The organism is Kitasatospora sp. NPDC057595 (assembly GCF_042800875.1).
GTDB lineage: Bacteria > Actinomycetota > Actinomycetes > Streptomycetales > Streptomycetaceae > Kitasatospora.
This window is the reverse complement of record NZ_JBHVGL010000002.1, coordinates 437,447-449,662: the sequence shown is the minus strand read 5'-3', so window position 1 is coordinate 449,662 and position 12,216 is coordinate 437,447. Positions and strand designations below refer to the sequence as shown.

The window sequence follows — 12,216 nt, the reverse complement described above, 5'->3', positions numbered from 1 at the left end:
CCTGGCGCGCGCCCGGGCCGGGGCGGCGCTCCGTGCCCGATCCGTGATCGAAAACTCTGTCGACCCCGCTCCGGGCCCTGCTACCGTTCGGCAGCTCACCGTCTTTCCGGGGGGAACACGACGTCCATGACCGCATCCGAACCGGGCGCTGACGGCCAGTCGGTCCGGCCGCCCACGGCCCCGCACTTCTCGGTCGCACCGGAACCGGAGACCCCCGAGGGCTACGTGGCCCCCGGGATGCCCGGTGCCCCGGTGGCCGGTTACCGCCCCGTCGAACCGGCCGACCCGGCCGGGACCGGTACGGCCGACGGCACCGGCGGCGCCCCGGAGCACCGTCGCCGCCGGCACCGGACGGGCCCGGCCGTGGCGCTGGCCGTCCTCGCGATGCTGGCCGGCGCCGCGGCGTTCGGCTGCGCCCCGGCCCGCGCGGAGGCCACCGTCGGCTGGCTGGCCATCGCCCCGGCGGCGGCGGTCGCCTGGCCGCTGGGCCGGCTCGGCGGCCCCGGCCGGTTACTGCCGCCGCTGGGCGCCCTGCTGGCGTCCGGCGCGCTGTTCCTCGGCCAGTTGCTCGGGCAGACCCGCCGGCTGCACGAGCTGGCGGGCACCGGCTACGGCGAGCTGCTGCACGACGCCCTCCCGCTCTGGCGCGACGGCCGCCGCCCGCTGGACCTGGTCTTCTTCGGCATCGCCGTGATCGGCGGCTTCCTGCTCACCCGCCGCGCCGCCACCCGCCAGTGAACCCGCGCCGACACGGCGCGGGGCCCCCGCCGCGGTGCGCGACGGAGGCCCCGGGAGAACGGGCTCAGCGGTGGTTGAGCGCCGGGTTGACGGTCACCTCGACCCGCTGGAACTCCTTGAGCTCGGTGTACCCGGTGGTCGCCATCGCCCGGCGCAGCGCGCCGAACAGGTTCATGGTGCCGTCCGGGGTGTGCGACGGGCCGGTGAGGATCTCCTCGGTGCTGCCGACCGTGCCGAGGTCGACCCGCTTGCCGCGCGGCAGCTCCTCGTGGACGGCCTCCATGCCCCAGTGGTAGCCCTTGCCGGGCGCGTCGGTGGCGCGGGCCAGCGCGGCACCGATCATCACCGCGTCGGCGCCGCAGGCGACCGCCTTCGGGATGTCGCCGCTGTAGCCGACGCCGCCGTCCGCGATGACGTGCACGTAGCGGCCGCCGGACTCGTCCATGTAGTCGCGGCGCGCGGCGGCGACGTCGGCGACGGCGGTGGCCATCGGCACCTGGATGCCGAGCACGTTGCGGGTGGTGTGCGCGGCGCCGCCGCCGAAGCCGACCAGCACGCCGGCCGCGCCGGTGCGCATCAGGTGCAGCGCGGCGGTGTAGGTGGCGCAGCCGCCGACGATGACCGGGACGTCCAGCTCGTAGATGAACTGCTTCAGGTTGAGCGGCTCGGCCGCGCCGGAGACGTGCTCGGCGGAGACGGTGGTGCCGCGGATGACGAAGACGTCGACCCCGGCGTCCACGACGGCCTTGGAGAACTCGGCGGTGCGCTGCGGCGAGAGCGCGGCGGCGGTGACCACGCCGGAGTCGCGGACCTCCTGGATCCGCTGCTTGATCAGCTCGGCCTTGATCGGCTCGGCGTAGATCTCCTGCAGGCGGCGGGTCGCGGCGGACTCGTCGGTGATCGCGGCGATCTCGTCGAGCAGCGGCTGCGGGTCCTCGTAGCGGGTCCAGAGGCCTTCCAGGTTCAGCACGCCGAGGCCGCCGAGGCGGCCGATGGCGATGGCCTGCTGCGGGGAGACCACGCTGTCCATGGGAGCGGCCAGGAACGGCAGCTCGAAGCGGTAGGCGTCGATCTGCCAGGCGATCGAGACCTCCTTCGGGTCACGCGTACGGCGGCTGGGGACGACGGCGATGTCGTCGAAGGAGTACGCCCGGCGGCCGCGCTTGCCTCGCCCGATCTCGATCTCAGTCACTTCGAGCCCTTCTGGTGGTGTTGCTCATGCCCGCCGGGTCACCCCGGCCGCCCCCCAGTATCCCGCACCCGTCCGCCCTCGCACGGCCCCGCCCGGCCCCCGGTCCCCCGGCAGGCGGTCCCCGGGACAGCCCGCGGGGCCCGCCACCCCTCGGTGGCGGGCCCCGCGGCCGGGTGCCCCGATCAGCGGCGGGCGCTGTAGTTCGGCGCCTCGACGGTCATCTGGATGTCGTGCGGGTGGCTCTCCTTGAGGCCCGCCGAGGTGATCCGGACGAACCGGCCCTTGCTCTCCATCTCGGCGACGTTGGCGGCGCCCACGTAGCCCATGGTCTGGCGCAGACCGCCGACCAGCTGGTGCAGCACCGCGCCGAGCGGGCCGCGGTAGGGCACCTGGCCCTCGATGCCCTCGGGGACGAGCTTGTCGTCCGAGGCCACCTCGGCCTGGAAGTAGCGGTCCTTGGAGTAGGAGCGGCCCTGGCCGCGGGACTGCATGGCGCCCAGCGAGCCCATGCCGCGGTAGGACTTGTACTGCTTGCCGTTGATGAACAGCAGCTCGCCCGGGGACTCCTCGCAGCCGGCCAGCAGCGAGCCCAGCATCACGGTGTCGGCGCCGGCGGCCAGCGCCTTGCCGATGTCGCCGGAGTACTGCAGACCGCCGTCGCCGATGACCGGCACGCCGGCCGCCTGGCAGGCCAGCGCGGCCTCGTAGATCGCGGTGACCTGCGGGACGCCGATGCCGGCGACCACGCGGGTGGTGCAGATGGAGCCCGGGCCGACGCCGACCTTGACGCCGTCCACGCCGGCGTCGATCAGCGCCTGGGCGCCGTCGCGGGTGGCGACGTTGCCGCCGACCACGTCGACCTTGACGGCCGACTTGATCTTCGCGATCCAGGCCAGCGCGTTGTGGCTGTGGCCGTGCGAGGTGTCGACGACCAGGAAGTCCACGCCCGCCTCGACCAGGGCCTGGGCCCGGTCGAAGGCCTCGGCGCTCGCGCCGACGGCGGCACCGACCAGCAGCCGGCCCTCGGAGTCCTTGGCGGCGTTGGGGTACTGCTCGGCCTTGACGAAGTCCTTGACCGTGATGAGGCCCTTGATCCGGCCGTCGTCGTCGACCAGCGGCAGCTTCTCGATCTTGTGGCGGCGCAGCAGCGCCATCGCGTCGACGCCGGAGATACCGACCTTGCCGGTGATCAGCGGCATCGGGGTCATGATCTCGCGGACCTGGCGGGTGCGGTCGGTCTCGAAGGCCATGTCGCGGTTGGTGACGATGCCGAGCAGCTTGCCGCTCCCGTCGGCGATCGGCACACCGGAGATCCGGAACTTGGCACAGAGCGCGTCGGCCTCGGCCAGCGTGGTCTCCGGGCCGACCGTGATCGGGTCGGTGACCATGCCCGACTCGGAGCGCTTCACCAGGTCGACCTGGTTGGCCTGGTCCTCGACCGACAGGTTGCGGTGCAGGACGCCGACGCCGCCCTGACGGGCCATCGCGATCGCCATCCGCGACTCGGTGACCTTGTCCATCGCCGCGGAGAGCAGCGGAATGTTGACGCGCACGTTGCGGGAGACCCGCGAGGAGGTGTCGACCTCGTTCGGCAGCACCTCGGACGCCCCCGGCAGCAGCAGGACGTCGTCGTACGTGAGTCCGAGCATCGCGAACTTCTCGGGTACGCCTGCGGCGTTGTAAGACATTTCGGGGGTACCTTCCGTGGCCGGCTCGATCAGCTCGCGCCCTGCAGGTGGGGGCGCTGTCATCAGCTCACTCGCTCGGACGCCGAAAGCCCGGTGGCCGTGACCGTTGGAGGATCCTCCAGGGAAACCCCGTGCACACCGTCGAAACTTTGGCGACCCGCCCAGGCGCCGATACCCCATGGTACTGGCACCGCGAATGCGCTCTCGTGTGCCCTTGACAACACAGCCCGGCCATGGGCCATTCCGCTTCTAGGAGGACTCCTCCGCGAGCGCCCGCAGCCGGCTGAGCGCACGGTGCTGGGCGACCCGGACGGCCCCCGGGGACATCCCGAGCACCTCCCCGGTCTCCTCCGCCGAGAGCCCGGCGGCCACCCGCAGCAGCACCAGCTCGCGCTGCCGGGCCGGCAGGTTGGAGAGCAGCTCCTTCGCCCAGGCCGCGTCGCTGCTGAGCAGCGCCCGCTCCTCCGGGCCGAGCGCGTCGTCCGGCACCTCCGGCAGGTCGTCCTGCGGGATCACCGTCGAGCCGGGCCCGCGCATCGCGGCCCGCTGCAGATCGGCGATCTTGTGCGCGGCGATCCCGTAGACGAAGGCCTCGAACGGGCGCCCCTGGTCCCGGTACCGGGGCAGCGCGCAGAGCACCGCGACGCAGACCTCCTGCGCGATGTCGTCCACGTGGTGCCGGGCACCGCCGGGCAGCCGCACCAGCCGGCCGCGGCAGTACCGCAGGGCCAACGGGTGGACGTGGGCGAGCAGCGCGTCGATCGCCGGACCCTCGCCGCGGACGGCGGCCGCGACCAGTGCGGAGAGCGCACCGGGACCGTCGCCCGGTTCCGCGTACGCCGGGCCGGGCCCGGGCGCGGAGGGCTCGGCCTCCACCGGGTCCGCCTCACCGGGAGCCCCGGTCACGTCGTCACGCATCGGTCCATGGTGCCTGGTCGCGCGGGAAAACGCGGCACCGCGTCCGGAGTTGTGCACCGGAACGTTATGCGGTGCCGCACCGGTCCGCACCACCGGCCCCTCCTGCACCGTCCCGCCTCCCGCCCCGCCGCCCCGGGCGCTCCCGTCCGCGGCGCCGTCCGCCGAGTCTCCCGCGGCCCTGTGGTTCGCCGCAGTTCCTGCCCGCTGGTCCCCGAGGTGCTCCACTCCTCCATGGTGCAACCTCGGGACCGTCACGTCACACGCCCCCGCGCGGACAATCGCGCGGAGCGTGCCGGACCCGGCGGCGCCGGCGGCGGTCAGCGGACCAGGCCCCAGCGGAAGCCCAGCGCCACCGCGTGCGCGCGGTCCGAGGCGCCGAGCTTCTTGAACAGCCGCCGGGCATGGGTCTTGACGGTGTCCTCGGAGAGGAACAGCTCGCGGCCGATCTCGGCGTTGCTGCGTCCGTGGCTCATGCCTTCGAGCACCTGGATCTCACGCGCCGTCAGGGTCGGCGCCGCGCCCATGTCCGGGCTGCGCAGCCGGCGGGGGGCGAGCCGCCAGGTCGGGTCGGCGAGCGCCTGGGTGACGGTGGCCCGCAGTTCGGCGCGCGAGGCGTCCTTGTGCAGGTACCCGCGGGCGCCGGCGGCGACCGCGAGGGCGACCCCGTCGAGGTCCTCGGCGACGGTGAGCATGATGATCCGGGCGCCCGGATCGGCGGACAGCAGCCGCCGGACCGTCTCCACCCCACCGAGGCCGGGCATCCGGACGTCCATCAGGACGAGGTCGGAGCGGTCGGCCACCCAGCGGCGGAGGACCTCCTCCCCGTTCGTCGCGGTGGTGACCCGGTCGACACCGGGTACGGTCGCGACCGCGCGGCGAAGCGCCTCGCGGGCGAGCGGGGAATCGTCGCAAACGAGAACGGAAGTCATGACCGTCGTCCTCCGCAGCTGATCCGCGTCACGTTGAGCCTCCTGGCTGGTACGAACCTCTTCGACACGGCCGATCGGCGTCAGACTCCGTGCTGATCGCCTGAGATTCCCCGCGATCGTTCCCGACGTCCGGCGCCCGCTAACCGCCTCCGCACTTCCAACGACCATCACTCGAATGAGTTACGGCCTTCGGGGCCACCTCCACCACTGTACGTGGCCGACCCGTTACCGATCAGCCGCATCGCGGTGCACACGCCGCACTTTTGCGCAGCTCGCGCGCGGTCGGCGTACAACCCGCACACCCGCGCGGGTCCTCGTGCGCCGGTCGGCCACCCGATTGCCACATTCGCGCCCGGCGGTCGCCGGCCCGGCAGGCCTGCCCACTTTGCCCGGTTTTATAGCTTTCGTATGGTCATTGACTGTTGTGCCACTCTGTGGGTGACTTGTCCATGGAGTTGCCGTAAGTCATATTTCCAGGTGTCCACACCGCGCCGGACGCCCGCCGTGCCGTCGCCGACGCAAGCCGCCGGCGACCGGCCCGCGGTCGACGACCTCTGAAGGGAATGAGCCATGGCAGATTTCTCCCGACTCCCCGGCCCCAACGCGGACCTCTGGGACTGGCAGCTCTCCGCGGCCTGCCGCGGCGTGGACAGCTCGCTCTTCTTCCACCCCGAGGGGGAGCGCGGCGCGGCCCGCAGCTCGCGCGAGGCGAGCGCCAAGGAGGTCTGCATGCGCTGCCCGGTGCGCACCGAGTGCGCCGCGCACGCGCTGGCGGTGCGCGAGCCGTACGGCGTCTGGGGAGGCCTGACCGAGGACGAGCGCGAGGAGATGATGGGCCGCTCGCGCAACCGGCTGGTGGAGGTACCGCTCGTGGCGCCGAGTGCGGCCCAGCAGTAGAAACGCCAGGCTCCGCCCGACCGGGAAGAAACGTTACTTCCCGGAGTGACACCTGTTCGGGGCCCGCCCGGTCGACACGGGCCCGGCACGCCGGCGGGTCAGCGCCCCGCCGTCGCCCCCGCCGCCGCCCCCGCCAGCCGCTCCAGCATCAGCGCCACCGCCGGCACCTCGGCGAGGTCCGGCAGGGTCAGCGCGACCACCTGCCGCACCGCCGGCGCCCCCGAGACGGCGTGCACCGCCACCGGCACCACCCCGTCCGGCCGTACCGACTCCAGCGCCAGTCCGGGCAGCACCGCCACCCCGAGTCCGGCCGCCACCAGCCCGACCACCGCCGGGTAGTCGTCGGTCGCGAAGTCGATCCGCGGCTCGAAGCCGGCGCCCGCGCACAGCTCCACCAGGTGCCCCCGGCACTGCGGACAGCCGGCGATCCACTGCTCCCCCGCCAGTTCGGCCAGCCCCACCGGCCCGCCGCGCCCGGCCAGCCGGTGCCCCGCGGGCAGCAGGCCCACCAGCGGGTCGTCCAGCAGCGGGGTGACCACCAGATCGGACCAGTCGGCCCCGGCGCTCAGCTGCTGGGCCTCCAGATTGGCCTCGGCGCGCGCCTCCCGGGGCGTTCCGTGCGCGGGCGCGGGCGCCGGCGCGAGGGTGGATCCGGGGGCCTGCGGGTAGCGGAAGGCGAGCGCGACCTCGCACTCGCCGCCGCGCAGCATCGCCAGCGACTCCGGCGGCTCGGCCTCGACCAGCGACACGCGCACGCCCGGATGGCTGTCCCGCAGCCGGGCGACGGCCGGCGGCACCAGGGTCGAGCTTGCGGTCGGGAAGGACACCAGCCGCACCCGTCCGGCCCGCAGCCCGGCGATCGCGGCGACCTCCTCCTCCGCGGCGGAGAGCCCGGCGAGGATCCCGGTGGCATGCTTGAGCAGGACCCGCCCGGCCTCGCTCAGCTGCATCCCTCGGCCCGAGCGGACCACCAGCGGGGTGTCCACGGACTTCTCCAGGGCCTTCATCTGCTGACTGATGGCGGGCTGGGTGCAGCCCAGCTCGCGGGCGGCGGCGGAGAAGGAGCCGGTGCGGGCTACGGCACGCAGGACGCGCAGGTGGCGGGCCTCGATCATGCCACCAAGATATAAGGGATTCTTTGCATTACGCAAAATTCAACTGATAGTTGAAGACTGAAGCAGCCCTGAACGGCCGCAGGCCCGGCCCGCCACCCCTCTCGGGGCGCGGACCGGGCCTGCGTCAGTGGCCGCGCTCAGCGGCTGCGGCCTCGGTGGCTACGGCCTCAGTGCGAGTGGCCGTGACCGCCGTGCGAGTGACCGTTGTCGGCCTCCTCCTCCTTCTTCTCCACCACGAGGGTCTCGGTGGTGAGCAGCAGGGAGGCGATCGAGGCGGCGTTCTCCAGGGCGGAGCGGGTGACCTTGACCGGGTCGATGACGCCGGCCTTGACCAGGTCGCCGTACTCGCCGGTGGCGGCGTTGTAGCCCTGGCCCTGCTCCAGCTCGGAGACCTTGGAGGTGATGACGTAGCCCTCCAGGCCGGCGTTCTGGGCGATCCAGCGCAGCGGCTCGTGCAGCGCCTTGCGGACGACCGCGACACCGGTGGCCTCGTCGCCGGACAGGCCCAGGCCGTCGTTCAGCACCTTGGCGGCGTGGACCAGGGAGGCGCCACCACCGGCGACGATGCCCTCCTCGACCGCGGCGCGGGTCGCCGAGATGGCGTCCTCCAGGCGGTGCTTGCGCTCCTTGAGCTCCACCTCGGTGGCGGCACCGACGCGGATGACGCAGACGCCGCCGGCCAGCTTGGCCAGGCGCTCCTGCAGCTTCTCGCGGTCCCAGTCCGAGTCGGTGTTGGCGATCTCGCCCTTGATCTGGGCGACGCGGCCGGCCACGGCCTCGCTCTCGCCGGCACCGTCGACGACGATCGTCTCGTCCTTGGTGACGGTCACGCGGCGGGCCGAGCCCAGCACGTCCAGACCGGCCTGGTCGAGCTTGAGGCCGACCTCCTCGGAGATCACGGTGCCACCGGTCAGGACGGCCAGGTCGCCGAGGATCGCCTTGCGGCGGTCGCCGAAGCCCGGGGCCTTGACGGCCACCGCGTTGAAGGTGCCGCGGATCTTGTTCACCACGAGGGTGGACAGCGCCTCGCCGTCGACGTCCTCGGCGATGATCAGCAGCGGGCGGGAGGAACCGCCCTGCAGGATCTTCTCCAGCAGCGGCAGCAGCTCCTGGATGGAGGAGATCTTGCCCTGGTTGATCAGGATGTACGGGTCCTCCAGGACCGCCTCCTGCCGCTCCGCGTCGGTGACGAAGTACGGCGACAGGTAGCCCTTGTCGAACTGCATGCCCTCGGTGAAGTCCAGCTCCACGCCGAAGGTGTTCGACTCCTCGACGGTGATGACACCGTCCTTGCCGACCTTGTCGATCGCCTCGGCGATCAGCTCGCCGACCTGGGCGTCCTGGGCGGACAGGGTGGCGACGGCGGCGACGTCGTCCTTGCCCTCGATCTCACGGGCGACCGACAGCAGGTGCTCGGAGACGGCGGCGACGGCCTTGTCGATGCCCTTCTTCAGGGCGGCCGGGCCGGCGCCGGCGGCGACGTTGCGCAGACCCTCGTTGACCAGGGCCTGGGCCAGCACGGTGGCGGTGGTGGTGCCGTCGCCCGCGACGTCGTTGGTCTTGGTGGCGACCTCCTTGACGAGCTGCGCGCCAAGGTTCTCGTACGGGTCGTCGAGCTCGACCTCACGGGCGATGGTGACGCCGTCGTTGGTGATGGTCGGGGCGCCGAACTTCTTGTCGATGACGACGTTGCGGCCCTTGGGGCCGATGGTCACCTTGACGGTGTCGGCCAGCTTGTTGACACCGCGCTCCAGCGAGCGGCGGGCGTCCTCGTCGAACTGCAGGATCTTCGCCATGTTCCCTATTCCCTCGGGGGTGCGGCCTTCACGGCGGCCGCTCGACTACGTGAACCAACAGCCACGCCCCGGTCCCCTGTCACTAGGGACACGGATCCGGGGCGTGGCTCTGACGTCTTACTTCTCGATGATGGCGAGAACGTCGCGGGCGGAGAGCACCAGGTACTCCTCGCCCTGGTACTTCACCTCGGTGCCGCCGTACTTCGAGTACAGGACGATGTCACCGACGGCGACGTCGAGCGGCAGACGCTGGCCGTCCTCGAAGCGGCCCGGGCCGACGGCCAGGACGACGCCCTCCTGGGGCTTCTCCTTGGCGGTGTCCGGGATAACCAGGCCGGAGGCCGTGGTGGTCTCGGCGTCGAGCGGCTGGACCACGATGCGGTCCTCGAGCGGCTTGATGGCAACCTTGCTGCTGGTGGTCACGTCCGAGCTCCCCTTCGGAGATTACGGGGTTTTCTAACGGGTAGGGGCGAACTCGCGCATCTGCCGTCGCGGGGGTCAGACACGCACTGTCGCGTTAGCACTCCCCCGGTGGGGAGTGCTAGTGATGACCATAGGCCGCGGTTAGCACTCAGTCAACCAGAGTGCCAACGACGCGCCCGGCGGTCCCACGATCCGAATGAGTGGGCGACGGGTGGCCGTACTCATGTGCGGGGCGGTCCCGGCCCGCACACCCGGCCGTCCTCCTGTCGCCTTCGGCCAGGTCCGACCGGCGAGAATGGCGGGGTGGAGAACGACGACCTGCGGCCCCTGCTGACCGACCGGGGCCAGGCCCTGCTCGCCGAACTGCGCGACTTCGCGCCCGGGGAGGAGCTGGCGCTGGCCACCCGGCTGCGCAAGGAGCACCCCGCCGAGCTGGTCTCGGCCGCCTTCGGGCAGGCCCGGCTGCGGCAACGGGCCCGGGCCAAGTTCGGCGCCGACGCCGACCTCATGTACTTCACGCCCAACGGCGTCGAGCAGTCCACCCGGCGCGAGGTCGCCGAGTGGCGGGCGCGCCGCTTCGCGGACCTCGGGGTGAAGCGGCTGGCCGACCTCTGCTGCGGGATCGGCGGCGACGTGCTGGCGCTGGCCCGGGCCGGTGTCGAGGTGCTCGCCGTCGACAAGGACCCGGCCGCCTGCGCCGCCACCGCCGCCAACGCGGCCGCGCTGGGCCTGGCCGACCGGGTCGAGGTGCGCTGCGCGGACGTCGCCGACGTCGACGTCACCGGCTTCGACGCGGTCTTCACCGACCCGGCCCGGCGCACCTCGCGCGGCCGGGTCTTCGACCCCGAGGCGTACGCGCCGCCGCTGTCCTGGGCGATCGAGGCCGGCCGGCGCACCCCGGTCGGGGCGCTCAAGGTGGCGCCCGGCATCCCGCACGAGGCGGTGCCGGCCGACGCGGAGGCCGAGTGGGTCTCCGACCACGGCGACGTCAAGGAGGCGGTGCTCTGGTTCGGCACCCGCGCCGAGCGCCCGCACCGCGCCACCCTGCTGCCGCAGCGGGCCAGCCTCACCGGCGGCGACCTGCCCGACCCGCCGGCCGGCCCGGTCGGCCGCTACCTCTACGAGCCGGACGGCGCGGTGATCCGGGCCCACCTGGTCGCGGAGGTGGCGCAGCGGGTGAACGGGCGGCTGATCGACCCGAAGATCGCCTACGTCACCTCGGACGAGCTGGTCGACACCCCGTACGCGCACGGCTTCGAGCTGACCGACGTGCTGCCGTTCCACATCAAGAGGCTCAAGGCGCTGCTGCGCGAGCGGGGCGTCGGCACCGTGGTGATCAAGAAGCGCGGCATGGCGATCACCCCGGAGGAGCTGCGCCGCCAGCTGAAGCCCGCCGGCCCGAACGAGGTCACGGTGATCCTCAGCCGCACCGACCACGGCCCGCTGATGATGCTCGGCCGGCCGGTGACCGGCCCGGCCGCGGCCGTTCAGCCGGCCGGCGCCGCGATGTAGTCCTCAAGACGGGCCACCGCGAAGCCCTGCTCCTGGATCCTGGCCAGCAGTTCCCCGAACATCTGCGTCATCGTCTCGCCCTTGAGGTCCTTCGGGCCCCGGAAGTGGGCGAGCACGATGTCGCCGGGCCGCAGCTTCTTGTCCGCCGCCTGGTACTGCATGTCGTGGATCTGCATCGACTCCCGCCACAGCACGATCGCCCGCGGCCCGCACTGCTGCACCGCGGTGTTGAGCGCCGGCGTGTTGGCGCCGTCGCCGTAGGGCGGGCGGAACAGCAGCGGCGGGGTGCCGTACTGCTGGGTGAGCGCGGCCTGGGCGTCGCAGACCTCGGACTTCTGCTTCTCCGGCGTCACCTTGCTCAGCTGCGCGTGGTCCACGGTGTGGTTGTGGACGTGGTTGCCGAGCGCCTGGAGCCGCTTGAAGTAGCCGTAGTCGTCCTTGACGATGTCGCGGGTCAGGAACATCGAGACCGGCACCTTGAGGTCGGTCAGCATCTCGACGAACTTCGGGTCCTTCTCGGCGCCGTCGTCGATGGTGACGAAGACGACCTTGTCGGCGGTCCGCACCTCGCTGAACACCGGGACCTGGCCGGTCCGCTGGAGCTTCACCGGCTTGTCGGCGGGGGCCGGGGGCGCGGGCGGCAGCGGGGTGAGGTGCCACTTCGCCCAGGCGGCGGCGTCCCCCTCGGCCGGGGCGGGGGAAGCGCTCGGCGGCGGGGTGGCCGCGCCCTGTTGCGGCGCGGCGGACCCGGCCGGGGCGGTGGTGCCGCCCGGCGCCACCAGCGCGGCGGACGCGGCGCCGCTGTCGTCCCCGCCCGAACACCCGGTGGCGGTGGCCAGCAGGGCCATGGCCCCCACCGCGTACACCGTCGTCCTGCTCCACCCGTGCCTGTTCACCGCGCCGTGCTCCCCGTTCCCGTTCAGCGATCCCACTCGCTAGCACGGTAACGCCACGGCGTTCGGTTCCCGATCGGACGTGCGAACGGGCGCCGGGATCAGCCTTGCACGG

11 protein-coding genes are annotated in these 12,216 nt (G+C 72.8%); 3 read left to right on the top strand and 8 right to left on the bottom strand.

Features of this window, described 5'->3' with window-relative positions:
* Positions 1-126 precede the first annotated feature (126 nt).
* On the top strand, positions 127-738 hold the full coding sequence (locus ACFU9E_RS05535; protein ID WP_380684252.1) for a hypothetical protein: 612 nt from the start codon (positions 127-129) through the stop codon (positions 736-738).
* 64 nt (positions 739-802) lie between these two features.
* Here the strand turns inward: ACFU9E_RS05535 and ACFU9E_RS05530 are convergent, their stop codons facing one another.
* The 4 genes from ACFU9E_RS05530 to ACFU9E_RS05515 all read right to left on the bottom strand — a co-directional run bounded on the left by ACFU9E_RS05530 (position 803) and on the right by ACFU9E_RS05515 (position 5,465).
* The gene (locus ACFU9E_RS05530; RefSeq protein ID WP_355358463.1) at positions 803-1,930 is read right to left on the bottom strand and encodes a GuaB3 family IMP dehydrogenase-related protein; all 1,128 of its coding nucleotides are present in this window, start codon (positions 1,928-1,930) and stop codon (positions 803-805) included.
* Between the two features lie 182 nt (positions 1,931-2,112).
* The gene (gene guaB, locus ACFU9E_RS05525) at positions 2,113-3,618 is read right to left on the bottom strand and encodes an IMP dehydrogenase (RefSeq protein ID WP_380681568.1); all 1,506 of its coding nucleotides are present in this window, start codon (positions 3,616-3,618) and stop codon (positions 2,113-2,115) included.
* 249 nt (positions 3,619-3,867) lie between these two features.
* Positions 3,868-4,536 carry an RNA polymerase sigma factor ShbA gene (gene shbA / locus ACFU9E_RS05520; RefSeq protein ID WP_380681570.1) on the bottom strand — a complete coding sequence of 223 codons (669 nt, stop codon included), beginning with the start codon at positions 4,534-4,536 and terminating at the stop codon, positions 3,868-3,870.
* Between the two features lie 317 nt (positions 4,537-4,853).
* On the bottom strand, positions 4,854-5,465 hold the full coding sequence (locus ACFU9E_RS05515) for a response regulator transcription factor (RefSeq protein WP_014136228.1): 612 nt from the start codon (positions 5,463-5,465) through the stop codon (positions 4,854-4,856).
* 570 nt (positions 5,466-6,035) lie between these two features.
* On the opposite strand from ACFU9E_RS05515, the gene ACFU9E_RS05510 reads away from it, so the two are divergent.
* Positions 6,036-6,362: a WhiB family transcriptional regulator gene (locus ACFU9E_RS05510; RefSeq protein WP_380681572.1), complete on the top strand. Its 327-nt coding sequence runs from the start codon at positions 6,036-6,038 to the stop codon at positions 6,360-6,362.
* Between the two features lie 98 nt (positions 6,363-6,460).
* On the opposite strand, the gene ACFU9E_RS05505 is transcribed toward ACFU9E_RS05510, so the two are convergent.
* The 3 genes from ACFU9E_RS05505 to groES all read right to left on the bottom strand — a co-directional run bounded on the left by ACFU9E_RS05505 (position 6,461) and on the right by groES (position 9,696).
* On the bottom strand, positions 6,461-7,477 hold the full coding sequence (locus tag ACFU9E_RS05505) for a LysR family transcriptional regulator (RefSeq protein ID WP_380681574.1): 1,017 nt from the start codon (positions 7,475-7,477) through the stop codon (positions 6,461-6,463).
* Positions 7,478-7,644: 167 nt separating this feature from the next.
* Complete coding sequence (gene groL / locus ACFU9E_RS05500) at positions 7,645-9,273, bottom strand: chaperonin GroEL (RefSeq protein ID WP_355358448.1); 1,629 nt, start codon at positions 9,271-9,273, stop codon at positions 7,645-7,647.
* 117 nt (positions 9,274-9,390) lie between these two features.
* Positions 9,391-9,696 carry a co-chaperone GroES gene (gene groES / locus ACFU9E_RS05495; RefSeq protein ID WP_014136232.1) on the bottom strand — a complete coding sequence of 102 codons (306 nt, stop codon included), beginning with the start codon at positions 9,694-9,696 and terminating at the stop codon, positions 9,391-9,393.
* A 303-nt stretch (positions 9,697-9,999) separates the two neighbouring features.
* Here groES and ACFU9E_RS05490 point away from each other — a divergent pair, with 303 nt between their 5' ends.
* Positions 10,000-11,208 carry a methyltransferase domain-containing protein gene (locus ACFU9E_RS05490; RefSeq protein WP_380681576.1) on the top strand — a complete coding sequence of 403 codons (1,209 nt, stop codon included), beginning with the start codon at positions 10,000-10,002 and terminating at the stop codon, positions 11,206-11,208.
* Here the strand turns inward: ACFU9E_RS05490 and ACFU9E_RS05485 are convergent.
* Entirely contained in the window at positions 11,184-12,104 is a 921-nt protein-coding gene (locus ACFU9E_RS05485) for a polysaccharide deacetylase family protein (protein ID WP_380681578.1), read from the bottom strand. The genes ACFU9E_RS05490 and ACFU9E_RS05485 overlap by 25 nt on opposite strands.
* Positions 12,105-12,216: the final 112 nt, after the last annotated feature.